This window comes from Mesorhizobium sp. P2_F5 (assembly GCF_056403715.1).
In genome coordinates this window covers 65668-86620 of record NZ_JBFUEY010000012.1, presented here as the reverse complement: position 1 = coordinate 86620, position 20953 = coordinate 65668, and the positions used below count along the sequence as shown (strand labels likewise).

At 61.9% G+C, this 20953-nt stretch carries 22 protein-coding genes and 2 tRNA genes; 12 read left to right on the top strand and 12 right to left on the bottom strand.

Translation table 11 applies throughout. From position 1 onward, the window contains the following. Positions 1–5: 5 nt before the first annotated feature. From AC1DYO_RS18220 to AC1DYO_RS18195, 6 genes are all read right to left on the bottom strand, one after another. Positions 6–776: a copper homeostasis protein CutC gene (locus tag AC1DYO_RS18220; protein ID WP_477265532.1), complete on the bottom strand. Its 771-nt coding sequence runs from the start codon at positions 774–776 to the stop codon at positions 6–8. Positions 777–883: 107 nt separating this feature from the next. After that, positions 884–1318 carry a cupin domain-containing protein gene (locus tag AC1DYO_RS18215; protein WP_477265530.1) on the bottom strand — a complete coding sequence of 145 codons (435 nt, stop codon included), beginning with the start codon at positions 1316–1318 and terminating at the stop codon, positions 884–886. A gap of 134 nt (positions 1319–1452) precedes the next feature. Beyond that, the gene (locus AC1DYO_RS18210) at positions 1453–2487 is read right to left on the bottom strand and encodes a DUF6925 family protein (RefSeq protein WP_477265528.1); all 1035 of its coding nucleotides are present in this window, start codon (positions 2485–2487) and stop codon (positions 1453–1455) included. Then, complete coding sequence (locus AC1DYO_RS18205) at positions 2484–3287, bottom strand: ABC transporter ATP-binding protein (protein ID WP_477265526.1); 804 nt, start codon at positions 3285–3287, stop codon at positions 2484–2486. Before AC1DYO_RS18205 ends, AC1DYO_RS18210 begins: the two co-directional genes overlap by 4 nt. After that, the gene (locus tag AC1DYO_RS18200; RefSeq protein WP_477265524.1) at positions 3284–4285 is read right to left on the bottom strand and encodes a FecCD family ABC transporter permease; all 1002 of its coding nucleotides are present in this window, start codon (positions 4283–4285) and stop codon (positions 3284–3286) included. Before AC1DYO_RS18200 ends, AC1DYO_RS18205 begins: the two co-directional genes overlap by 4 nt. Next, positions 4282–5133, bottom strand: coding sequence for an ABC transporter substrate-binding protein (locus AC1DYO_RS18195; RefSeq protein WP_477265522.1), 852 nt, complete (start codon positions 5131–5133; stop codon positions 4282–4284). The genes AC1DYO_RS18200 and AC1DYO_RS18195 overlap by 4 nt, the downstream gene beginning before the upstream one ends. Before the next feature lie 44 nt (positions 5134–5177). On the opposite strand from AC1DYO_RS18195, the gene AC1DYO_RS18190 reads away from it, so the two are divergent. Then, on the top strand, positions 5178–5528 hold the full coding sequence (locus AC1DYO_RS18190; RefSeq protein WP_477265520.1) for a hypothetical protein: 351 nt from the start codon (positions 5178–5180) through the stop codon (positions 5526–5528). 127 nt (positions 5529–5655) lie between these two features. On the opposite strand, the gene AC1DYO_RS18185 is transcribed toward AC1DYO_RS18190, so the two are convergent. After that, positions 5656–5811 carry a hypothetical protein gene (locus tag AC1DYO_RS18185; protein ID WP_477265518.1) on the bottom strand — a complete coding sequence of 52 codons (156 nt, stop codon included), beginning with the start codon at positions 5809–5811 and terminating at the stop codon, positions 5656–5658. A gap of 345 nt (positions 5812–6156) precedes the next feature. On the opposite strand from AC1DYO_RS18185, the gene AC1DYO_RS18180 reads away from it, so the two are divergent. The 4 genes from AC1DYO_RS18180 to AC1DYO_RS18165 all read left to right on the top strand — a co-directional run bounded on the left by AC1DYO_RS18180 (position 6157) and on the right by AC1DYO_RS18165 (position 8927). Next, positions 6157–6420 (top strand): hypothetical protein, encoded by a 264-nt coding sequence (locus AC1DYO_RS18180; RefSeq protein WP_477265516.1) that lies wholly within the window; start codon positions 6157–6159, stop codon positions 6418–6420. A 444-nt stretch (positions 6421–6864) separates the two neighbouring features. Next, positions 6865–8070, top strand: a complete 1206-nt coding sequence (locus tag AC1DYO_RS18175; protein ID WP_477265514.1) for a pilus assembly protein TadG-related protein — start codon at positions 6865–6867, stop codon at positions 8068–8070. A gap of 46 nt (positions 8071–8116) precedes the next feature. Continuing rightward, positions 8117–8527 carry a TadE/TadG family type IV pilus assembly protein gene (locus tag AC1DYO_RS18170; RefSeq protein WP_477265512.1) on the top strand — a complete coding sequence of 137 codons (411 nt, stop codon included), beginning with the start codon at positions 8117–8119 and terminating at the stop codon, positions 8525–8527. 4 nt (positions 8528–8531) lie between these two features. Continuing rightward, positions 8532–8927, top strand: coding sequence for a TadE/TadG family type IV pilus assembly protein (locus tag AC1DYO_RS18165; RefSeq protein ID WP_477265669.1), 396 nt, complete (start codon positions 8532–8534; stop codon positions 8925–8927). Positions 8928–9525: 598 nt separating this feature from the next. Here AC1DYO_RS18165 and AC1DYO_RS18160 read toward each other — a convergent pair. The 4 genes from AC1DYO_RS18160 to AC1DYO_RS18145 all read right to left on the bottom strand — a co-directional run bounded on the left by AC1DYO_RS18160 (position 9526) and on the right by AC1DYO_RS18145 (position 11520). Further along, a complete protein-coding gene (locus AC1DYO_RS18160; protein ID WP_477265510.1) occupies positions 9526–10161 on the bottom strand; it encodes a DUF2971 domain-containing protein in 636 nt (211 codons plus the stop codon). 14 nt (positions 10162–10175) lie between these two features. Further along, on the bottom strand, positions 10176–10601 hold the full coding sequence (locus AC1DYO_RS18155) for a hypothetical protein (RefSeq protein WP_477265508.1): 426 nt from the start codon (positions 10599–10601) through the stop codon (positions 10176–10178). A gap of 66 nt (positions 10602–10667) precedes the next feature. Beyond that, positions 10668–11321, bottom strand: a complete 654-nt coding sequence (locus AC1DYO_RS18150; RefSeq protein WP_477265506.1) for a hypothetical protein — start codon at positions 11319–11321, stop codon at positions 10668–10670. A gap of 124 nt (positions 11322–11445) precedes the next feature. After that, positions 11446–11520: transfer RNA gene (locus AC1DYO_RS18145), tRNA-Asn, on the bottom strand. 232 nt (positions 11521–11752) lie between these two features. On the opposite strand from AC1DYO_RS18145, the gene AC1DYO_RS18140 reads away from it, so the two are divergent. Continuing rightward, the gene (locus AC1DYO_RS18140) at positions 11753–12013 is read left to right on the top strand and encodes a PGPGW domain-containing protein (protein ID WP_181056168.1); all 261 of its coding nucleotides are present in this window, start codon (positions 11753–11755) and stop codon (positions 12011–12013) included. 24 nt (positions 12014–12037) lie between these two features. Here AC1DYO_RS18140 and AC1DYO_RS18135 read toward each other — a convergent pair whose 3' ends face one another. Then, positions 12038–12244 (bottom strand): hypothetical protein, encoded by a 207-nt coding sequence (locus AC1DYO_RS18135; protein ID WP_477265504.1) that lies wholly within the window; start codon positions 12242–12244, stop codon positions 12038–12040. A gap of 218 nt (positions 12245–12462) precedes the next feature. On the opposite strand from AC1DYO_RS18135, the gene AC1DYO_RS18130 reads away from it, so the two are divergent. The 6 genes from AC1DYO_RS18130 to AC1DYO_RS18105 all read left to right on the top strand — a co-directional run bounded on the left by AC1DYO_RS18130 (position 12463) and on the right by AC1DYO_RS18105 (position 20833). Continuing rightward, positions 12463–12536 (top strand) — tRNA-Cys (locus tag AC1DYO_RS18130). 109 nt (positions 12537–12645) lie between these two features. After that, positions 12646–13320: a protein-L-isoaspartate O-methyltransferase family protein gene (locus tag AC1DYO_RS18125; RefSeq protein ID WP_477265502.1), complete on the top strand. Its 675-nt coding sequence runs from the start codon at positions 12646–12648 to the stop codon at positions 13318–13320. A 186-nt stretch (positions 13321–13506) separates the two neighbouring features. Next, positions 13507–14889 carry a TolC family outer membrane protein gene (locus tag AC1DYO_RS18120; RefSeq protein WP_477265500.1) on the top strand — a complete coding sequence of 461 codons (1383 nt, stop codon included), beginning with the start codon at positions 13507–13509 and terminating at the stop codon, positions 14887–14889. 272 nt (positions 14890–15161) lie between these two features. Continuing rightward, the gene (locus AC1DYO_RS18115; RefSeq protein WP_477265498.1) at positions 15162–16085 is read left to right on the top strand and encodes a PopZ family protein; all 924 of its coding nucleotides are present in this window, start codon (positions 15162–15164) and stop codon (positions 16083–16085) included. A 345-nt stretch (positions 16086–16430) separates the two neighbouring features. Then, positions 16431–19214: a valine--tRNA ligase gene (locus AC1DYO_RS18110; protein ID WP_477265496.1), complete on the top strand. Its 2784-nt coding sequence runs from the start codon at positions 16431–16433 to the stop codon at positions 19212–19214. A gap of 359 nt (positions 19215–19573) precedes the next feature. Further along, positions 19574–20833 carry an OmpP1/FadL family transporter gene (locus AC1DYO_RS18105; protein WP_477265494.1) on the top strand — a complete coding sequence of 420 codons (1260 nt, stop codon included), beginning with the start codon at positions 19574–19576 and terminating at the stop codon, positions 20831–20833. Positions 20834–20953: the final 120 nt, after the last annotated feature.

Sequence of the window (20953 nt, the reverse complement as noted above, 5' to 3'; positions counted from 1 at the left end):
GCTCATCATGCTCTGGCCGCCGCGATCGTCGCTGCCACCAGCGCGCCGTCGGTGACCGTGGTGCGGTACTCGCGGTCGAGATCGGTGCCGCCCATGCCGACTTGCGGATTGCGGTAACGCATTAGGCTCGGCACGTCCTTGAGCGCGGCGAAATGCATTTCTGTCAGCCCGGTTGATGCCAGTGCTTCGGCGATGTTTTCGGGATCGAGCGCGCCGCAGCCGAGGATGATGATGCGGTGGCCACCCTGGCGGACGAGATCCGCCAGCAGGCCGGCGCCTTCCACCGCGGTGTCCCTCTGGCCGCTGGTCAGCACGCGGCCGACCTTGCAGCGGATCAGCGCTTCCAGCGCCTCTGTCGGGTCGCGCGTCATGTCGAAGGCGCGGTGGCAGGTGACGTTGAGCGGACCGGCCGCCTCGACCAGTGCGCCCATGCGGGTTTCGTCGATGGTGCCGTCAGCATCCAGGCAACCGACAACGACGCCGGCGACGCCAAGATCGCGAAGTGCTGCCACATCGGCGAGCATCGAGCGGTATTCGGCCTCGCTGTAGAGGAAGTCGCCGCCGCGCGGGCGCACGATGACGTGGAAGGGAATGGTCGCGCTCTCAAGCGCAGCACGCACCGTGCCGAGGCTCGGCGTGATGCCGCCTTCGACGAGGCTGGCGCAGAGCTCGACCCGATCGGCGCCGGCGGCCTGCGCGGCGAGCAGCCCGTCGATGCCTTCGACGCAGATTTCGATCAGGGGGCGAGCATTTCCGGCCAAGGGGCGATCCTTCATGATTTAAAGACGGCCAGCCCTAGCATCGGCTCGATTGCCGGGGAAGCGGGAACAACCAGTCGCTGCTTGGGCCAGCCGGTACGCGGCCTAGATCCGTCGCGGGAGACCTATTGTTTCTGCAGGATGGTGTTCTTGGCGCCCTGTTCGACCTGGTCGATGACCAGCAGCTTGACCGGACCGTCGCCGATATTGGTGGCCTGGTGCCACTGGCCGATCATCTCGACGATGAAATCGCCTGTCTTGTATGTGTTGCTGTTGCCGGTCTCGACATTCGTCACTTTGAGCGTCCCGGCCTCGACATAGGCATAGCGGGCAAACGGATGCTTGTGCACCGGCAAGGTGGCGCCGACCGCAATGTCGTAGGTCGAAACCAGCACCTGGACATTTTTCTGCGGCAGCACGATCGGCTGGCCGGAAGCCGTCTGGGTACGATCGGCAAGCGGCGTCACGACCACCGGTGGGCTGGAACTGTCCAGCGCCGCAGCAGGGTTTGCAGATAATGCGACTGCGACCAGCAGCGCCGATGCCAGAATCTTTCGCATGGGTCCTCCAGGTTTTGCCGCCACCGTCCCGCGGCAGGCATCCGCGCGCAAGTGGGGCCAAGTTCAATTACCGAGGCATAACGTCATCCGCCCGTTCCATCGTCCATCATGATTGCGCGACAAGGGGCGTCAGGCTAATGCCCCGGCGCATCGTCGTCTTCCGCATCCTGCTGGGCGGTCTGCTCATGCACCGCCTGCCAAGCGGCGATGACGGTGCCGAGCGCGTGGTTGCGGTCATGCGTGGCGACATGGGCCTGCTGGCGCAGCGCCAGCCGCACGGCGGCGCGGGCAAAGCGGTTGGCGGGCATGTCGAAGCTCTCCGGTCCATCGCCGCTGGCAAGTTCGTCCAGCACATGCTGCTTCACCGCAACGATTTCGGGGTTGCCATAATTTTCCAGCAGGGCCTGGAAGTCGCGATGCAGGTCGGCGTCGAACGGCAGGTCTTCGCCCATCGGGCCGATCACCGGGTTACCGGGATGCAGGGAGCCGAGTGGCAGCAGGCCTTCGGGGATAGGGATGTTGGCCGAATGCGTGCGACCGCTCTTCAACAGCTTCGGCAGCAGATGCGTGTGCGGTCCGGGCGGCGAGACGCCGCCGGTCTCGGGTCCGCCGATCTTCTGATAGACCTCGACGCGGCCGATATTGGTCAGCGCAACGCGGTGCGGATGGCCGGCAAGAACTGCCATCAGCGCCGGATTGTCGTGCTCGAACAGCGAACGGCCAAGGCCGGCTCGCAAGGCCGAAAGCAGTTTCGGTTCGCTGGTGCGGACGCAGAAATCGCATTGCGGCAGCGACAGCCCCATGTCGAACAATATGCCGGTGCGGTCGATGCCGCGGATGGCGTCGTCGTCGGGGCCAAGTTCGGTCAGCACCGAGCGGGCCGAACGCCGCGCCCGGGCTTCGGGCAGGCACAGCGACACGGCCTGGCTCCAGCGGTGGCGTTTTGGGCTCACCGTCTCATGGGCAATGGCGCGGATACCGGCCAGCCGCCTGCGGTCGATGTGGATGGCGCCGCGCTTTGTCGCGCGCATCAGGCTGTGCGGCTCGTCCACCACGGTGATCTCGCCGGCATCCTGATGGAACTCGGCGATGGCGCCGAACGTGCCCATGCTCCAGCCAGTGCGCCAGTCCGCCAGATGCTCGCGCAGCAGATATTCGAGCTCGATCATCGCGCTCCTCCCGGTTTGATTGTCTGGGTGCTAGCAGCGGCGATATCGAGCGGCTGGACGACCATGCCGCCGGCTGCTTCGCCGAGATAGGTTTCGACGCCATATACCGAGCGCAGGCGCTCGGCGGTCAGCACGGTACGCGGCGGCCCGTCGGCGACGACGAGGCCGTGGTCGAGCAGGATCAGTCGCGAGCACCAGCGGGCGGCGAGGCCAAGATCGTGCATCGAGGCCACGACCGCGTGGCCTTCACGGCCAAGTTCGGCGAAGATCCGCATCAAGCCGATCTGGTGCGAGGGATCGAGCCCGGCCGTCGGCTCGTCGGCCAAAAGCAGCGGCGCATCCTGCGCCAGGGCGCGGGCGATCAGCACGCGCGCCTTCTCGCCGCCGGAGAGGTTGGTGGCCGGGTGATCGCGAAACGCCTCGACCTCCATGCGCCGCATGGCGCGCTCGATTGCATCGAGATCGGCGGCTGTCAGGCGCGAGAAGGCCGAACCGTACGGGGTGCGCCCGAGCGACACCAGCATCTCCACCGAGACCGCCCAGGCGATGTCGCGCTCCTGTGGCAGGTAGGCGACGTGTTGCGCGCGCTCGCGAATGGAGAGGGTTTCGTGCCCGTCGATGGCGATCCTGCCTTGGCTCGGAACAAGCCCAAGAGCGGCGCGCAGCAAGGTCGATTTGCCGGCGCCATTGGGGCCGATCAGGCCGACGAACTCGCCGGGTTGAATGTCGAAGGACAGTCCATTGAGCACCGGCTTGCCGCCGAGCGAGACGCGAACGTCGGAAAGGGAAAGCAGGCTCACAGCAGCTGCCTCCTGGTACGGTAGACCAGCCACAGGAAGAACGGTGCACCGACGATTGCGGTGAGCACGCCGAGCTTGAGATCGCGCCCCGGTGCGATGACCCGCACCAATATGTCGGCGGCAAGCAGCATGGCGGCGCCGCCGAGCGCGCTGGCCGGCAAGAGCCGCGACGGCCGCGCGCCGACCAGCGGCCGCAGCATATGCGGCACGACCAGGCCGACGAAACCGATGGCGCCGGCGACCGCGGTTGCAGCCCCCACTGAAGCCGCCGTGCCGAAAACGGCCAAAAACTGCACGCGCCTGGTATCGACGCCCATCGAGGAGGCGGCGTCTCTGCCGAGCGTCAGCGCGTCGAGCGAGCGGCCAAGGCTTGCCAGCATCGCCCAGCCCACGAGCATGAAGGGTGCTGACAACCAGACATGGGTCATCGAGCGGTCGGCCAGCGAACCCAGCATCCAGAAGGTGATTTCGAGTGAGGCAAATGGATTGGGCGAGAGGTTCAGCGCCAGCGAGGTCATGGCGCCGGCGAAAGCGGAGATGGCGACGCCGGACAGGATGATGGTCATCATGCCGCCGCGCATGCCAGCCATCGCCTGGACGACGAACACCGCCAGCACCGCACCGGCAAGGGCGGCCAGCGGCAGGCCGAGGGCAAAGACCGCGGCCAGGCCGGAATAGATGGCGATCACCGCACCGAGCGAGGCCGAGGCGCTGACGCCGAGCAGGCCGGGCTCGGCCAGCGGGTTGCGCAGCCAGCCCTGAAGCGCGGCGCCCGACAGGCCGAGCGTGGCGCCGATCATCAGGCCGAGCATGGCGCGGGGCAGGCGGATCTCCTGCATGATCAGCGAGATGGCGTCGCGCTTGTCGGAAAACAGCGCTGCCACGCTGTCACTAAGCCCGATCGCCGCCGGGCCGACGGTGAGCGACAGCAGGAACAGGATCACGACAGCCAGGCCGAGAAGGGAAAGCACCAGCCGGTAACGGGCAAGCTCGCTCATGGCGCACCGGCCGGCTTGCGCGCCGCATCCTGCAGCATGCGGACGGCTTCGAGCGTGAACGGCCCGCCGCAGATCGTGTATTTGGCCGGCACCGCGATCTTGCGGCCACTGAGCGCCTGGTAGGCCGGGTGGACGAAATTCTCCTGCGCCAAGGCCGGCGTCTCCTGATGGCTGCCGCCGTCGACGACGATGTCGGGATTGGCGAGCAGCAGCAGTTCGAGCGGCAATTTCGTCGTGCCGGTGAAACCCAGCGTGTCGGCGATGTTGGTCAGGCCCGAAGCCTTGACGATGGCGTCGGCCAGCGTGCCCGAACCGGAGGTGTAGCTGTTGGCGTAGTAGAGCGCGACGGTCTTGTCCGGCGGCTTTTTGGTGGCAAGCCCGGCCAGGCCGGCATCGAGTTCGGCGACCAGTTCGCCGGCGCGTCGCTGCCGGCCGAGAATGTCACCCATGCGGGTGAGGCTCGCCCTGATATCGTCGAAGGAATTTTCCGGCGCGAACTCCTCGACCCGGAAGCCGAGGCGCCGGAGCAGCGCAACGGTGGTGCGCGTCGTATAGGTGCCGGCAATGACCAGATCGGGCTGCATCAGGAAGATCTCTTCGGCGGCACCATGATTGACCACGTAGGAACCAGCCTGATCGGCCAGCACCGACGAGGCGCGGTCGCTGGCGAGATAGGACACGGAATAAAGCTGCGCCGGGCCGGCGATCAGCATCGCCATTTCGTCGGTGCACAGGTTCATGGAGACGACGCGCTTTGGCGCCTCGTCTGCCAGGGCCGGCAGGCATGCACTCAAGGCGAGGGCGGTAAACACTGCCCCAACTATCGTCGTTGAATAGGCTGTCGGCATCGCGCTCTATAGCTTCCTCTCAGGCCGATGAAAGCAGTTCGGCCTTGCGTGTTGTAGCCGAACGCTTCCTGGTACTGCTCGTCGAACAGGTTCTCGATGCGGCCATAGGCTTCACCAATTCTATGTCAATGCCGGCCTGCGCCGCGACCTCAACGACCGCTTCCGGGATGCCACCACCTGGAGCCTGTGCGGCGGTCCATCGCCTTGCCGTTCTCGATGTCGAAGACGATGCAGGTGAGCAGATCCAGCCGTTTGCCGTTCCACTTCGCCGCGGTATCGCGATGGACGGCGACCACCGATCCGTCGTCGCTCTCCGTTACGTGCAAAAGATTGGATGTGAAGCCTGCGCCATGCCTCGTTTCAGGATTTCCGCAAGGAAGATTGATCGCTATTGATGCAACGCCGGAAAAACCACGCGTCGGATACGACACCGATCCGTGGATCGTGACTGGCTTTTAGAGACTAGCCGCCGGCTACGCAGGCCCTGCCTGATGGGAATCAATAGGCGATGCGCGTAAGGCGCTAAAAGCCTTTGCGCAGGCGGCGACACAACCGGTGATAGCTGGGCGAGCTTTGAAGGTCTCGGGCTGCATGGATGAACAGCAGCACGACAAACAGAACCACCACTGCGGATGCGAACCCGGTGACGATCGCCATCAAGGCGAACGTCGCTGTCATGGAGATGTTCCGGGGAAAAATGGCCGACGCCGTTGGGGTATGCCTGGGTGGGCTTTTGGGGTGGCGCCGGCCTTAAGGCGGAAATGGGGTCCGCCGCTCATGAAGAATAGCGGACTCACCAGTCAAGGGTATGGTGTGATCGCGTAGGGCAAATAGCCTTGCCGGGTGGACGTGCGCCCTGCCTCGCTGCAGGATTCCCGCGAGGACACCTAGCCCGGAAGGCTTCTCCCTCAGGGCGGCTGCGCAAGCGACCGAACTGCCATACTTGCGCAATTGCTAAAATACTAAATAATGGTCAGGAGGTGCGGGGAGCCGTTGGGGAACGGCGGCAAGGGGTTTGGGTCAATGTATTTTCCGCGGTTTCTGGTGGGAATGCTGGCGACGTCGGTGCTCGTTGCAGTTTGGGCCTATCTTGACACGGGGTCCATCGGGAAGGGTGTAATCTGGGGCGTCATCGCCGCTTTTCTGCTGCAGGCGGGGTATTTCGCGCTTGTGTTTGGGCTTGTCTACGGGCGGCGGAACACTGAGCAGGAGGCGAAGGAGGCCATTCCGGACGCCGCCAAACAGCCGGTCAAACGCGCAGCTTCGCCCCCGCAAGGGCGTGCTTGACGATTTCAGACAACAATTCGGCGGCGTTTGAAGGCCTAAAGCGCGTCGCGTCTGAACGGCCTCATGCGACGCGCTTTAGGCTGTTGTATTTATGCAAGTCGTTGTCCCAAAACCGCTGCGCACTTTTGGGCGACATGCATTAAGCGAATGAAACGCACCGGGCGCCGATGTCTGGCGGGTAAACGCCCATCCGGCTCCGTCACGGTTGAGTGTGCCGCTCGCGATCCGAGTTGGACCATGTGCTCATATCGACCAGTCTTGCGCCATCGGTGGCGGTGACACGCGACAGATCACCAAGCTTCCCAACGACAATTCCAGGCGCGAACGCGCGCCTAGCCTGTCGCACTACGTCGAATCAGAATGGAGTCTTTAGACATTCGTTTATCTATTCGTGATTTCTAATAACATATGGCGTTCAACGCGTTCACCCGGATCCGGTTTGTTTTGGGCCGCCTAAGGCGCGCCACGAACGGTAACGTTGCCGTCATCTTTGCCTTTACCTTGCCGGTCGTGGTCGGCGGCGCAGGCCTCGGTGTCGAGACCTCCCTCTGGTACTACAACAGCCTGAAGCTGCAGGCGGTGGCCGATGCCGCGGCCTATGCCGGCGCGCTCGAGAAGGTCGCGGGTTCCGACGACCCGACCATCATCGCCGCCGCGACGCAGTCGGCGACCTCGAACAATTTTGCCACGCCGGGCACGATCCAGGTCAACACGCCGCCATTGTCCGGCCCGAACACCGCGAAGAAGGCGGTGGAGGTCATCGTCAAGCAGAACGTCGATCGCTACTTCACGGCGATCTTCAACAGCACGCCGGTTCCGGAACAGGCGAGGGCCGTAGCGCTCATCACCGACGCCTCGAAAGCCTGCGTGCTGGCGCTCAGCCCGTCGGCCGCCCAGGCTGCGCTCTTTTCCGGCAACACCACCGTCAACCTCACCGGCTGCTCGGTCATGTCGGACTCGATTGCCTCGGACGCCATCAAGACCCAGGGATCGGCGACGATAAAGGCCGACTGCCTGATCACGGTCGGCGGCATGGTGCTGAACGTTCCAGCAACCACGGTCTGCAAGTCCAACCTCACCAAGGCCTTGCCGGCATCCGATCCTTTCTCCAGCCTGGCGACGCCGACAGCCGGCAACCCATGCAAGAATGTCAACGGCAACAAGAACTCGCAAACACTCCAGCCTGGCACCTACTGCAGCGGCATGAGCCTCAGCGGCAACGTCACCCTGCAGCCCGGCGTCTATGTCGTGCAGGGCAGTATGAAGGTCAACGCTAACGCGGTCGTCGCGGGCAGCGGGGTAACCATCTTCATGGCCGGCAGCAACACCGTCAGCATGAACGGCAATGCCACGGTGACGCTGAGCGCGCCCACCTCCGGAGCCTATTCCGGCGTGCTGTTCTACGGCGACAGGACAGGGACCGCAGCGCAGAGCACCTTCAACGGCACGGCGAACTCGCTTTTGACTGGCGCCATCTATTTTCCCAAGCAGCAGGTCAACTACCTTGGCAACTTCTCGGGGAACGGCGGCTGCACCCAGGTCGTCGCCGACACCATCCAATGGTCCGGCAGTACGACCATCAAGCAGGACTGCACCAGCCTCGGGATGAAGAACATCCCGGCGACGCAGTCCGTTCAGCTGGTCGAGTAGCGGGATGGGTAAGCGGGCCTTGCGCATTGTCCGGGACAAAGCCGGGATGGCCGCCGTGGAATTTGCCATGGTGCTGCCCATCCTGTGCTTGGTCTGCTTCGGCATCGCCGATGGCTGGTCCTACGTGACGAGCTACCTGCAGATGCGGGCCGGCGTCAAAACCGCGGCCAATCTGGTGATGGCCGGCGCGGGCAGTGACGCGGCCAAAGACACGGGAACGCAGGCGGTCGCGCTTTCGAGCTGGGACAACAAGCCCGATGACGCCGCGGTCGTGCTGGTCCGCTCCTACTTGTGCGGCACCACGGTCGTGAATGCGACCACCATCTGCGGCGGAACGAAGCTGCCGACCGTCTTCGTCCAGATAACGGCGACAGGCACCTGGGTGCCCCCGTTCAACTTCGGTGTCTTCCCGGACCCGCGCGCGATCAGTCATCAGCAGGTGATCCGTGTCCGCTGAAAGGATGGGGTCCAGATGGCGCCGTGATTGCTCCGGCGCAGCAGGGCTGGAATTCGCCTTGATCGCCCCTGTCCTGGTGATGCTTTTGTTCGGAATCTTCGCCTTCGGCTGGGCCATGAATGCCGTGTCGACCGTCCGCTATACGCTGGAGACCTCTTCTCGGGCGCTGCAGCTGAACAACACGCTTTCGCAGAGCGACATCCAGGCCATCGCTACGCAGAAATTGGTGAACCTGGGTCTGCAGAACGTCATTGTGACGATCGCGATCGACCCTGCCAGCGGCGGCTTCAAGATGGCGCATCTGACCGCCAGCTATGGCTTCGTCATCGCCTTCCCGTATTTCGACCAATACCCCATCAATTACTCGACAACCGTCACCGTGCCGCTGGTTGCCAGCTAAGGGTACCGCCGGCTTCCGTTGAGTTGGCGCCGCCCAACTCAGACCGTAACGGATCCACCGGGAATATAGCCGCCCATCTGGAGTTGTATTTGCAAGGCGGTCGATTCCCTCTGTGGATGTAGCCGCTTAAAGCCCACTGCTGGGACCTCAGTGCTGGGCTTTTTCTATCAGACTAAAGTCTTGCGGCTTGCTTTCGAAGGTCTGGCGTGACCGCTTTGGTTCTGTCCCTGTCCATCTGATGTTCCAAACTTTTTAGTGAATCCTCATATATTTTGGGTGGTCCGGATGATGCTACCCAGCCGTAGATCGAGTGGCACGAAGTCTCCTGGGAGATGCTTGGCAACTTTCCGCACATCGAACCCGTACAGGTTAGAGGTCGCTCCGTTGTGTCCCTCGTGCCGGGGTGGCTGGCTCGCTGAGAACCCGGGTGGGTGTTCTCGGCGAGCCTGCGGGGACAGAACCCACGCAAGACCGGGGACTTCAGTCTTGATTGAGCAATAGCTAATGTACCTATAGGTTGGGCGTTGCGGGCCATACCCAAAATCTGAGCCCACCCGCAAATTGCAGGATTGGCCCGCTGCCGAGAGGTGGCGGGCTTCTACGTCAAACCCATCTTTTGGGTCACAACCCGGAACGATCGGAACGCAAGCCGGGCCTTGATCAATGAAACTTGAGGTTTCATTCCAATCACCAAGGGCTCCAAGTCGGCCTTGGTAACAGCCGAGAGAGGGCCGACAATGACCTGGCGGAGAACAAGCTGTTTGTCGAATGGCATGAAGTAGACACCGTGTGTTGGATCGCGGTCTTCCAACCGGGTCCAGACCCGATACTCCTCCTCATAACTCCAGTCTGGACCTTTCATGAACAGAAGGCGCCCGAGGTCGCTCTCTCGAGGTCCGCGAGAAAGATCAATCGCCGGTCGCTTCAGCGAATAGGCTACTTTCTCCGCAATGTCGTCGGAGACGTCAAATCCAAGGCAGATCCCTCTGTGGCGATCTGAATAGTGGCTCCACATCACAGCGTTAACCCAATTTGGCGAGAAGCAGAGCATACCGTATTTCCGACTCATGTCGTCCCGCCAATCCTCCCAACTGCGCCGCTCTCGACTGTTTTTGAGTCGCGGTGCTCGAAGGTCGAATGGATCGTTGAGGTCTTTTATCTCCGCGATTTTGAGCCGGCGATGCTCGATGTCTTGCAATGCATATTGAGCGGATGTGAAGTGATAGAGGCGCATCGGAGCAAGCCTCCTTATTGCGCCGACTGCGAGAAGCCGCCGAGCAAGCCGCCTACAAAAGAACCGATTTTCCCGTAGGTGTCAGACCCGAGGCCTCCATCAGGCTTTGATTCCACCGTCTCTCGGATCGATGCCTCTGGCCCGTTGAACGTGCCCTTTTCGATGGCGCCGATCCCTTTCGACGTCAATTGAACGCCCCAGGCTCTGCCATCTGAGTATATGCCGCCCGCGGTAATCAACCCCTCCGATCGCAACCAATGCGTCGCAGCCAAGAAATGCTGCGAGCCGTCCTGTATTACTGCATCCAGTGGCATCACATCGCGGGCCTCGATTTCCTGCCTTCGGAGCCCGCCAAGCACAAGCTTTGCCAAGATACGGCCGATCAGTTCGTAAGACTCATCTAGGGCAGTCAAAAATCGGCCTTCCGATGTGGCATCCATGTCGCGCGGACCGGTCGATAGTCGCAGGAATGAAATGGCACTGCAATCGGCACCGCTGAGCGATGATCAGGCAGCGTTTTGCAGAGGGTCTCGAGGAGGCCGTACCGGACCCCAAGATGCTTGGATTAGCGCGTAAGCGAGTGTCGAGACCGCGGCGAAGGCTTCGCAGATCTCAAAATAATCAGACTGGGGACGCTGAGCGTCTGTGCCCGAGATATCGAAGTGAACGGTCCGCGTTTCATCTTCAAGCCTCGCCACTGCGGTCCACAGGTGACGAAACGACAGATGAACAAAGTCGGAAGTCTCAGTGTAGACCTTGTCGATCCATGGATGCTCAGCTGAAAGGCGTTTCCTGAGATAGGCGTCGGTAAGGCGCTCTCGCTTTCCTCCATCTATAGTAGTCATCAGCCTATCGAACTGAATCTCGCTCGCCATCAACCTCTTCATGCTGTTTTCACGGTCATCGATGAGGGGCAGGGCATTAATCCGCATCGCCGTGTCGATTTGAGTCCTGAGCAGGACCGTCGCCGATGGAAAGTTCTTGCTCTCAATCAGACGCCGAAAACCCCGAGATTGACATAGGGTCCGCTGAGTAGCTCCCAGAAGAAACATGTGGGTGAGATACATATCGCCGGCATCAAAATGGGCCGCCGCCTTCTTTATGAAGGCTTTTTCGAGCTTCTCAATGGCCTTCAGCCGGCCCTTCAGGGGGTTCGTCATAAAAGAATGCTCCGTCGGCGAGTCGGCAAACGCAAATCGGGGAAGCAAACGGCGGCGGCGTACATATGCCGTACATAACCGGGAAATGGCCGGTTTTCCGTATCGCCTAACTATTTGGAAATGTTGGCTCCCCGGGCCGGATTCGAACCAGCGACCAACCGGTTAACAGCCGGTTGCTCTACCACTGAGCTACCGGGGAACAGAGGCTCTCATGTGAGTGGCGCAGCCTATAGCAAACCCGTTTCGGCTTTGCAAAGAAGCATTTCGCATTTTTTTAGCGCTTTTTCATGCAATGGTTTCTGGCAATCGCCTGATGACACCACATATGAGCGGTCTTGGGCGCCGTCCGGCCATGGTCGGCGGAACCCAAAAGGCGATTGCAGCCTTTACGGCATATGGCTTTACTGATGGCAACCGGATCGACTTTCGACATGACTGCAGCAGGCGAAAACCAGGCACCGGCGCGGAAAATTTCGGTGTTCGGCCGCGAGTTCACCATGCCGCGCTCGCGCGGGCTCAGGATCGCCATCGGCATCGTGCTGGTGTTTTTCGGCATTCTCGGCTTCCTGCCGATTCTCGGCTTCTGGATGATTCCGCTCGGCCTTTTGGTGCTTTCCTACGAATTTGCCGCGGTGCGCCGCCAGCGGCGGCGGTTCGTCGTCTGGTGGGAACGACGCCGCCGGCCGAGTTGAAAGCGATGGGCACGCGGTCCCGGCTCAGCGGTCGCTGCGCTTTTCCAGCCCCTCGCAGATTTCCTTGAGAACGGCAGCCGCTGAAGCCAGCCGCGCGCGATCATGCGGCGAAAGCCGGTTTGCACCCTCGATGGAGAGGCGGTCGATCGCGTAGCGCACAAGCTGTTCGCAGCGCAGCAGCGACAATTTGGCCGAAGCGCTGGTTTCCCGGTCTGTTGCGGCCCTGGGCATGGGCTACCTCCATCTCCCGCAACGTAAACCCGCGGGTTCGAGTTTCACCGATCGGCAGGCCATGCTTAACGACTGCCTAATATACCGCTGCACCAAGCGGTTACACCGCTCGGGAACCACGTTGCGGAAGCTGACGAGGAAAGCGCGCCGGAATGCTGCGCGGACGCTTGACGACCTTTCGCTGCCACCATATTGAGTTCGCTCGCCGGGAGCGACGAGGCCTCGTGGCGGAGTGGTTACGCAGAGGACTGCAAATCCTTGCACCCCGGTTCGATTCCGGGCGAGGCCTCCAGTTGCTTCAGCTCCCGCGCGGCGGGGGCTTGAGTTCCGGTCGAATGCGCCGCAGTGTTGGCGCGGCAAGCGCATTTCAGCGCATTGGTTTTTGACGGATTGGTTGGGACATGAGCGGTGATTTCTCCGAACTTCGCGTCAAGATGGTCGATGGCCAGGTCCGCACAACCGATGTGACTGACGCAGCATTGCTCGATGCCATGCTCGCGGTGCCGCGCGAGGCCTTTGTCGGGGCCGGCCAGCAGGCTCTTGCCTATATTGACGAGGATATCCGCATCTCCGACGGCGCCAACGGCAGCGGTGCACGCTACCTCATGGAGCCGTCGCCGCTGGCCAAGCTTTTGCAACTGGCCGAGATCGGCGCCGGCGATTCGGTGCTCGATGTCGGCTGCGGCACCGGCTATTGCGCAGCGTTGCTGTCCAGACTGGCAAAATCCGTCATGGCGCTGGAAAGCGATGCCGGACTGGCGGAAACGGCCAAAGCCGCACTCTCGGCGCAGGGCTGCGACAATGTCGCCGTGGTCACCGGGCCGTTGCCGCAAGGTCATGCCGCCAAGGCGCCCTACAATGTGATTCTGATCGGCGGCAGCGTCGAGGACGTGCCGGCGGCGCTGCTCGGCCAACTCGCCGAAGGCGGCCGTCTGGTCGCCGTCGAAGGGCAGGGCAATGCGGGTGTGGCCCGGCTTTTTTTCAAAGCAGGGGGGGTTGTAACCGGAAGACGAGCATTTAATGCGGCAATTAAGCCACTACCGGGATTTGAACGTATTCATTCGTTCGAATTCTAAGTGATTTTGCCTTGCAGCAAAAACGCTGTCATGTTGGCTTGCGATTGAACAATCGTTGCTGATTTGGTTAACCGGTGTTTTCGGGAGGCTGTCAGCGGGGGAACGATATATCGACGCGGCGCTGGCTGATCCCTAGGGATGGGCTGGCGCGGCGTGGTTCCCGTGCAAAACGAATGAGGGATTAAAGTGCCGTCCTTAGCCAAGAGTTTGTTTGTTACCGTCCTCATTTCCGCGACAGCGCTTTCGCCGATAGCCGCCTCGGCGGAAACCATTCTCGGCGCGCTTTCAAAGGCCTACCAGAACAATTCGTCGCTGAATTCCGCCCGTGCGGGCGTGCGCGTTACCGATGAGGGCGTCGCTATCGCCAAGTCGGGCTGGCGCCCGACCATCAATGGTTCGGCTGACATTGACTATACGTCCAGACACATTGTCGGTGCTAACAGGAGCCTGGCCCTGACCACCGGCAGTTTCGGTATCCAGATCAACCAGACTCTTTTCGACGGGTTTCAGACCAAAAACAATGTCGCGGCGGCCGAAGCGCAGGTCAGGGCCTCGGTTGAGAGTTTGCGCAACACCGAAGAGAACACCCTGTTCAACGCGGCAAGCGCCTACATGGATGTGATCCATGATCGCCAGGTGGCGGTTCTGACGGAACAGAATTTGCAATTCCTGACCGAGCAGGCGCGCGCGGCGCGTTCGCGTTTCGAGGTCGGCGAAGGCACGCGCACCGACGTGGCACAGGCCGATGCCTCGCGCTCGGCCGCGGTGGCGCAGTTGAGCGCTGCCCGCGCGCAGGCGCTCGCCAGTGCGGCGACCTATCGCCAGATCGTCGGCGACGAGCCGGGCAAGCTCAAGGCGGCCTCGCCGCTGGCGAAGCTGTTGCCGAGGAGCCTCGATGCGGCGATCGGTATCGCGGCGACCGAACACCCGGCCATTCTCGCCACCGAGCATCTTGTCGATGCGGCGGGTTTTGCGGTGAAGTCGCAGGAAGGAGCATTGTTGCCGCAGCTCACCGCCAGCGCCGGCGTTTCCCGCGCCTACAGCAACACGGTTCCCAGCGCCACCAGCGATGCCACGTCAAATGCCGCCAGCATCGGCGCGTCGCTAACGATTCCGATCTACTCGGGCGGCCGCACCTCGGCCCTGGTCCGCCAGTCGAAGGAATCGCTTAGCCAGGCTCGCATCGAGGTCGATGTTAGCCGCGACCAGGTCCGCCAGGCGGTGACGTCGGCATGGACGCAATATACCTCTGCGCAGGAAAGCGTTGACGCCAACCGGCAGGTGATCGCCGCCGCGCAACTGGCGCTCAACGGCGTCATCGAGGAGCGCAATGTCGGCCAGCGCACCACGCTCGACGTGTTGAACGCCCAGAACGCCGTCATTTCGGCCAAGATCGACCTCGCCAGCTCCGAGCGCGATGTGGTGGTGGCGAGCTATGCCATCCTTTCGGCCATGGGCCGCCTGTCGGTCGAGCGGCTTGCTCTGCAGGTGACGAAGTACAAGCCTGAAGAGCACTACAGAGCCGTCAAGGACAAATGGATCGGCCTGCGCACGCCGGACGGCCGCTGATCGCATCCAGACGGTTCAAATCCCGCCAGGATTGAAGCATTGGAGCGCCGCGCATCTTAGGGATGCGCGGCGCTATCCTTTTGTAGCGACATGATCTTTTCCGAAAGAAAGGTCTTCGGCTCTGAGCCATGTCTAAATTGTTGAAATCCCGCATCTCCCGAGATTGGGGATTCTCGGATGGCGATCCGTCGGCTACGCTGTCGCCATGATTCGTGCCCGGCTTTACCGGACAGGAATCTGCAAAACGGGTCACAAGGGCGGCGGATGTGACGATGGCGACGGCAAGCAGCGCACAGCGCGAACCATCCATGGAAGAAATACTGGCTTCCATCAGGAGGATCATCGAAGACAGCGACACCGGCCGCAAGCAGCCGGGTGACGCCGACGAGTTGCGCCAGGATCTTGCGCCGGCCGCCGGACCGGCCTCCGATGTCGAGGCCTTCCGCAGCGAGTTGCACAGCGCGGCCGAAAGCAAGAAGCCGGTGACGCTGGCCGATGTGCAGGCCCAACTGGCCGAGCCTGTCGTGACGCGGCTGGAGCCGCGCTCCGAACCGGCGCCAGTGAAGCCGAGCACTCCGGCACCGGCAAATCCAGCCGCTACAACCGCTGCGCCTCCCGCGCATGCGCCGATGACCCTGGCGGAAGTCAGCGCCAGAATCGCCGGCGAGTCTGCGCCGGCGGCCAAGGTGGAAGCGCCGGCCCGGGCAAAGGCGGAAACCAGCGATTCGATCGTCACCGATTGGCGGCGCGAAATTGCCGCCGTGGGCAGTCAGACAAAGCCAGCCGATGTGGCCAAGCCGCAGGAAGTCAGGCCGCAAGAGATCAGGCCGCAGGAGACTAAGCAGCAAGAGACGGGGAGACAGCAGGCTGTATCCGTGGAGATCGAGGCTTTCGAGGACGATCTGGCGGCCGAGCCGACTTTCGAGCCTGGCCCTTCGCGCAGCGAGCAGGCGCGCCAGGCCGATGCAATGCCGGTCCGTCCGGCGATCGTTTCGGAACATACGGGACGGCAAGTCGCCGCAGCCTTCGGCGAGCTCTCCGACGCCTTTGCCAGCCGCAGCAAGAAGACCTTCGACGAGATGGCCGAGGAGATGCTGCGGCCGATGCTGCAGGACTGGCTGGACAACAATCTGCCGACGCTGGTCGAGCGCTTGGTGCGCGAGGAAATCGAGCGCGTCGCGCGCGGCGCGCAGTAAGAGTTACAGCCCATTCCGGATTAAAGCGCTGCCCTTGGGCGGCGCTTTTTCGTTGCGGGTAGGTAGAGCTTGGCCTGTTTTCTGTGGTGCTCGAGTGTTGGCATGGCGTAGGCGGGGAATGCCCCTCCGGCCAAAAGCCGATGCGCCCTACAGCAGCGAGAGCAAGGTATGGCGGGTTTGTTGTGGCTTGCGGCCAAGGCCAGGGCCGCGCCCGGGCCTGTTGCCTCGATCCATGCCGCCCTATCTAATGGCTGGTACCGTTGACCGCCCTTGCGGTTGACTTGGCCAAGACCTTCCGATTTACACCGAACCAGCAAAAATCCCGACAGCGCGGACCATTTTCCCATGCTTGAAAAGACCTACGACGCCAAAACCGTCGAGCCCAAGATCGCCAAAATATGGGAGGAGGCGGACGCATTTCGCGCCGGCGCCGGCGCCGAGGAAGGGGCCGAAGCCTTCACCATCGTCATTCCGCCGCCCAACGTCACCGGCTCGCTGCATATGGGTCACGCGCTCAACAACACGCTGCAGGATATCCTGGTGCGCTTCGAGCGCATGCGCGGCAAGAACGTGCTGTGGCAGCCCGGCATGGACCATGCCGGCATCGCCACGCAGATGGTGGTCGAACGCCAGCTGATGGAAAAGCAGATCCATCGCCGCGATCTCACCCGCGAACAGTTCATCGAAAAGGTCTGGGAGTGGAAGGCCGAATCCGGCGGCGCCATCTTCAACCAGCTGAAGCGGCTTGGCGCCTCGGCCGACTGGTCGCGCGAACGCTTCACCATGGATGAAGGCCTGTCCAAGGCCGTGCTCGAAGTTTTCGTCACCCTCTACAAGCAAGGGCTGATCTACAAGGACAAGCGCCTTGTGAACTGGGACCCCAAGCTGTTGACCGCGATCTCCGACCTTGAGGTCGAGCCGCAGGAGGTCAACGGCAATCTCTGGCACTTCCGCTATCCGATCGAGGGCGAGATTTTCGATCCGGAAAATCCGGCGACATTCATCACCGTGGCGACGACACGGCCCGAGACTATGCTGGGCGATACGGCAGTCGCCGTGCACCCGGACGACGAGCGCTACCGGCATCTGGTCGGCAAGAATGTCGTCTTGCCGATCGTCGGCCGAAAGATCCCTGTTGTGGCGGACGAGTATTCCGATCCGGAAAAAGGCTCCGGCGCGGTCAAGATCACGCCGGCGCACGACTTCAACGATTTCGAGGTCGGCAAGCGCCACAAGCTGCCGGCAATCAACATCCTGACCATCGAGGCAGCCATCAAACTCAAGGACAACGAGGACTTCCTCGCTGGCCTTGAGATCACGCCCGAGCGTCAGGCCATCTGGGACGAACTCGACGGTCTCGACCGTTTCGTCGCGCGCAAGAAGATCGTCGAGCTGATGGAGGCCGGCGGCTTTCTCGACAAGATCGAGCCGCATCGCCACGCCGTGCCGCATGGCGATCGCGGCGGCGTGCCGATCGAGCCGTTCCTGACCGAGCAGTGGTATGCCAATGCTGCGGAGCTGGCCAAGCCGGCGATCGCCTCGGTGCGCGAGGGCCGCACCAACTTCGTGCCGAAGAATTGGGAAAAGACCTATTTCGACTGGATGGAGAACATCCAGCCCTGGTGCATTTCACGCCAGCTGTGGTGGGGYCACCAGATCCCGGCCTGGTACGGGCCTGACGGGCGCGTCTTCGTCGAGAAGACCGAGGAAGAGGCGCTGGCCGCTGCCATCGAGTATTATCTGGCACTGGAAGGGCCGTGGAAGGCCTGGGTCGAGGACAAGCTCGAGAATTTCAAGCCGGGCGAAATCCTGACCCGCGACGAGGATGTTCTCGACACCTGGTTCTCCTCGGCGCTGTGGCCGTTCTCGACGCTGGGCTGGCCGGATCACACGCCGGAGCTGAAGACCTATTACCAGACCGACGTGCTGGTGACCGGCTTCGACATCATCTTCTTCTGGGTTGCCCGGATGATGATGATGGGCCTGCATTTCATGCATGAGGAGCCGTTCCACACCGTCTATGTGCATGCGCTGGTGCGCGACAAGAACGGGCAGAAGATGTCGAAGTCGAAGGGCAACGTCATCGATCCGCTCGACCTCATCGACGAGTTTGGCGCCGACGCACTGCGCTTCACGTTGACGGTGATGGCGGCGCAGGGGCGCGACGTGAAGCTCGATCCGGCGCGCATCGCCGGCTACCGGAATTTCGGTACCAAGCTGTGGAACGCGACGCGCTTTGCCGAGATGAACGAGGTCGCCCGCAATGACGATTTCTGGCTGAACGACGCCACGCTGCCGGTCAACCGCTGGATCCTGACCGAGCTGACCAGGGCGTCGCACGCGATCACCGAGGGCATCACCTCATACCGCTTCAACGAAGCGGCCGGCGCTGCCTACCGTTTCGTCTGGAACCTGTTCTGCGACTGGTATCTGGAACTGTTGAAGCCGGTGTTCATGGGCACCGACGAGGCGGCCAAGGCGGAAAGCCGCGCCTGCGTCGCCTTCGTGCTCGACGAGATCTACAAGCTGCTTCATCCGATGATGCCGTTCATGACCGAGGAATTGTGGGCGCAGACTGCAGGTGAGGGCATGACGCGCGACTCGCTGCTTTGCCACGCCGCCTGGCCGTCGCCGGACTTCGAGGACGCTGATGCGGCCGCCGACATCAACTGGCTGGTCGATCTGGTCTCCGGCATTCGTTCTGTGCGCTCGGAGATGAACGTGCCGCCGGCCGCGATCGCGCCGCTGGTGGTGGTCGGCGCCAGCGCCGAGACCCACCAGAGGCTGGAACGCCATGCTTTCGCCATCAAGCGGCTGGCGCGGGTCGGCGACATCTCGCTGCAGGACGCAGCGCCCAAGGGCTCGGCCCAGATCGTGCTCAACGAGGCGACGATCTGCCTGCCGCTCGGCAGCCTGATCGATCTCTCCGCCGAGGCGGCGCGTCTGCAGAAGGAACTGGCCAAGGTGACCGAAGAAATCGCGCGGCTGCACAAGAAGCTGTCGAACGAACGATTCGTCGCCAGCGCGCCGGAAGAGATCGTCGCGGCCGAGCGCGAAAAACTCGACGAATACCGCGATCAGCAGGAGAAGCTTTCGGTGGCGTTGACCAGGGTGCGCGACGCCGGTTGAGCACCGGATTCAAGAGGCGCCGACAAGCGCTTCGCGACGGCTCTTTTGCCCAAAAAACAGGCATTCCGTAACGTTAATATTGACGTAAACGGAAAGTTTCAGCCCCATTGTTGCCATAATGTAACAATCGGGCGGAATGCCGGCAAAATAGCCGGATTTCGTGCCGTTTTAAGCGTTTTTTTCTGATTTTGTTCCTAGTGTGCTCCCAAATGGTCATTTTCGGACCTGCTGGCCAAGGTCGCCACTGTGTTCGAAATGCGGTCCGCAAGAGTGTACGTGTACGCTATCTGAATTCATTGTTGCACCGTTAACCTGAATTGGTTCTAGCTTGACGCACTAGTATTTCGGGGAGGACATCCATGAGCAATTTGCGTTTGAAAACACTGCTGGGGGCGGGGTGTTTTTCGCTGGGTCTGATCGGTTCAGTGCATGCCGGCGGCCTGGAGCGCGGCGGCTACGACATCGACCTGCTGTTCGATCCGGCGCCGGTCACGGCCGAGTTTACCGGCACCTATGTGATGCCGCAACGCGACCTCAAGAATGTGGTGGACACGAATCCGGCTGACGGCCCCCTTAACCTGATCGGCTTCTCCAACAGCGCTCGCGATACCGAAAGCTATTGGGTGCCGAGCGTAGGCATCAAGGCCGGATTGGGGCCTGTCGATTGCCTTATCGACTACGGCCAGCCGATCGGTGCATACAGCAATCCCGGCGCCGATTGGGCCGGTGCGAACGGCAATATCGTAACCAAGATCAAGAGCGAAGCCGTGGGCGGAACCTGCTCGTACAAAATGGACCTCGGCAAAGGACAATTTCGTTTCATCGGCGGCGTGTTCCACGAGGACGTCTCGGGTTTCAAGGAACAGTTGGTCGCCCCTATTCCTGCCTTTCTTGGTACGGGCATTGGGCGCCTTGATCTCAAGGGCGACGGTTATGGATGGCGCGTCGGTGCCGCCTATGAAATTCCTGATATCGCGCTGCGCGCCAGCCTGGTCTACAATTCAGCCGTCAAGCTCGACAACCTCTCGGGGACGCTTGATCTGACCCAGGTTCCCGGATTCCTCGATCCCACCAATCCAATTCTGGGTCACATAACCGACGTAAGCGGTTCTTCGGAAGTGCCTGAGTCTTTGGAACTCAAGCTCCAGTCAGGTATTGCTCCTGGTTGGCTCGCGTTTGGATCCATTAAATGGGTCAATTGGAGCGTATTGCAGAGCGTACCATTCTGCCCGACCGCCGCCCCCGGTGCATGCACCACGACCGGCCCGACCCGGGTTACTTCACTTGATCTGCTCTATCGCGATGGCTGGACGGTGTCGGGCGGTATTGGCCACAAGTTCAATGACCAATGGAGCGGCGCCGCCGGTCTGACATGGGATCGTGGAACCACCACTGGCCTCAGCGCCCAGACCGATACCTGGACAGTCAGCGGTGGCGTGTCCTACACCCCGACCCAGAACATCGAGGTTCGTCTTGGCGGCGCGTTGGGTGTACTCACCAGCGGCTCGATCCATCCAGTCGTAGGCGACGATGGCGTTACCTACGGGACGGATTATACCGCCGACTTCGGCAACGATCTTGTCTCGGCTATCTCCACCTCGTTGAAGGTGAAATGGTAAGCCTTTAAAATTGAATAGAAAAAGGCCGGGCACTGCCCGGCCTTTTTCGTATGCGGGCACAGTTTCGAGCCGTGCTGGCGAGGGCTGGCGTTGCAGATACGTCGCACATGTGTCGCCTCC